Source organism: Collinsella aerofaciens, from assembly GCF_040926185.1.
In the GTDB taxonomy this organism is placed as follows: Bacteria; Actinomycetota; Coriobacteriia; order Coriobacteriales; family Coriobacteriaceae; genus Collinsella; species Collinsella aerofaciens_BC.
In genome coordinates this window covers 1-2,376 of the sequence record NZ_JBCOIQ010000038.1, presented here as the reverse complement: position 1 = coordinate 2,376, position 2,376 = coordinate 1, and the positions used below count along the sequence as shown (strand labels likewise).

General features: G+C 68.3%; 2 protein-coding genes. Both read left to right on the top strand.

Annotated elements, in window-relative coordinates:
• Positions 1–137: 137 nt before the first annotated feature.
• Positions 138–1,445 (top strand): IS21 family transposase, encoded by a 1,308-nt coding sequence (istA, locus tag AB5750_RS09650; protein WP_368146274.1) that lies wholly within the window; start codon positions 138–140, stop codon positions 1,443–1,445.
• Positions 1,442–2,269: an ATP-binding protein gene (locus tag AB5750_RS09645; RefSeq protein WP_006234068.1), complete on the top strand. Its 828-nt coding sequence runs from the start codon at positions 1,442–1,444 to the stop codon at positions 2,267–2,269. Before istA ends, AB5750_RS09645 begins: the two co-directional genes overlap by 4 nt.
• Positions 2,270–2,376: the final 107 nt, after the last annotated feature.

Here is a 2,376-nt window from a genome sequence, read left to right as displayed (position 1 = left end):
TGTTAGCGCCGGGCGATTTTAGCCGCTAATAGTCAAACTATTTTGACCAATCCCGGTCACCGAATAATGGCCACCGTGCCTCCCCGCCGCCACTACGCTGGTGGTGCCAACACGCCGGCGTTAGGAGGACCATTGAGGTGAACGAGAGACACGATGACCTACAGGAGATTATAGACGCGGCGCTCCGGGAGATGGCCGCGGAGGAGGGCGACGGGTTCGACCCGCAGAAATGCAACCTCGCTGAGTTCTGCAGGAGGACGGGGCTCACCCGCTCCCGCGCGAGGACGGTCAGGGCCCACGGGTTCAGGGCCCTGCCCCACGGGAACAGCGGGAGGAGGGCCGCGCCGGGCGTGCTCGCCGGCCACACCGGCCTGGTGGACGACCTCCTGCGGAAGGGCGTCACCAACTCGCAGGTGATATTCGAGCGGCTGCTCGGCCAGGGCTACGCCGGCGGCCTCACCACGGTGAAGACCTATATCGCCGCGCACCGGGACCTCGTGCCCGCGAAGAGGCGGCAGGTGGCCCCGCAGGGCTGCCGCGGCCAGCGCTTCAGGACGGCGCCCGGAGAGGCCTACCAGATGGACTGGAGCTTCGTCGCGGTCGAGCGCCCCGGCGGCGAGCGGGCGCGGATCGCCTGCTTCGCCATGGTCTGCCACCATTGCGGGGGCGCCCACGTCGAGTTCTTCCCGAACGCGCGCCAGGAGAACCTCCTCATCGGGATGCTGCACGCGTTCTCGGCGCTGGGCGTGCCCGCGACCGTGCTCACCGACAACATGAAGAGCGTGGTCGTCCGCCGCGATGCCGACGGCCGGCCCGTCTGGCAGGCCGACTACGCCGAGTTCATGGGCGTCGTCGGCTTCCGCACCAGGCTGTGCAGGCCGCGCCACCCCTATACGAAGGGCAAGGTGGAGAGGCTCGTCCGCTTCGTGAAGGGGAACTTCCTCGCGGGAAGGTCCTTCACCGACCTTGACGCCCTCAACCGGGAGGCCGCCCTCTGGTGCGCCGAGCAGGGAGGCCGCTGGCGGCGCCCGGCGGCATGCGTCCCGATGCGCGAGCACGAGGCGGCGTGCTCGGCGAACACCAGGCCGCTCGAGGTCACGGCCGAGGTCGAGCGGTACCTGTGCCCGCGCCGGAAGATCTCCTTCGACGGCTTCGTGAGCTTCGAGGGGCACCGCTACGGCGTGCCCTACTGGTACGGCCGCCGCGAGTGCAGGGTGAGCCGGGAGGGGCGCGTGGTGCACATATACAGCGACGACCTCTCCCGCGAGCTCGTCGCCCACGCCGTCGGCGCCGGCGCCGACAGCTGGTGCGAGGGCCAGTGGGAGACATCGCCGGCGCAGCCCGAGGAGCTACCGACCCAGCCGGTGGGGACCGTGGTCGAGCAGATCGCCCCGCCCAGAACGAAACCCGGTTTCGAGAGGTTCGACTTCGGGAGGGCCGAATGATGGCGGGCGCGGGGGCGAGCCCCTACGAGCTCGCGAGCGACGCCGCGTCGAGGCTCGGGATCGCCGTCGGGGCGGAGGAGCTCGCGACCCTCGCCTCGGACCTCGACCTCGGCGACGGGGAGATGGCCGCCGTGGCAGCCACCTTCTCCTACCTTGCGGAGAAGAGGAGGCTCGCCTCCATCGAGACGCTGCTGAGGCTGAGCAGGCTGCCCAGGCGCGAGCCCAAGACCTTCGAGGGTTTCGACTTCTCCAGGATCCAGGGCCGGGACGCGGCCGCGCTGGGCAAGCTCCCGTCGCTGGCCGACCTCTACGCGCACCGCAACGTCGCCTTCGTCGGGCCCGGCGGCATAGGGAAGACGCACCTCGCGCAGGCCTACGGGCGCGAGTGCTGCATGCGGGGGCTCAAGACCTACTACATAAAGGCGACCGAGCTCAGGGACAGGTTCCAGAAGGCCGTCCAGCGGGGAAACACCTCGCGGGTCGTCTCCTCGCTCGTCAAGCCGTCGTGCCTCATCGTGGACGAGGTGGGGAGATGCGTCTACGACAGGCCGTGCACCGACCTGTTCTTCGATGTCGTCGACAGGCGCTACGAGAAGGAGGGGCCGAACGCGATGGTCCTTACGAGTAACATCGCCCCGAGCGGGTGGGATGAGTTCTTCACGGGTGACGACACGCTCCTCTGCGCCCTCGACAGGCTGTTCGACAAGGCGTCGGTGTTCGTGATGCGGGGCCCGAGCTACCGCGGCAGGGGGCTTGACACCTACTCGGTGGAGGCCGTCCCCCAGGCGGTGAAGGTGAGGGGGATCCAGCCCGAGGGGATGTAGGAATGCGATAGGAAAGTCATAGATGCGGGCGTGTTGGCTAAAATGGGTCGGCCGGGATTGGTCAATCTCGGCCGACTATATTTGGCTAAAATAATCCGACGCTAACA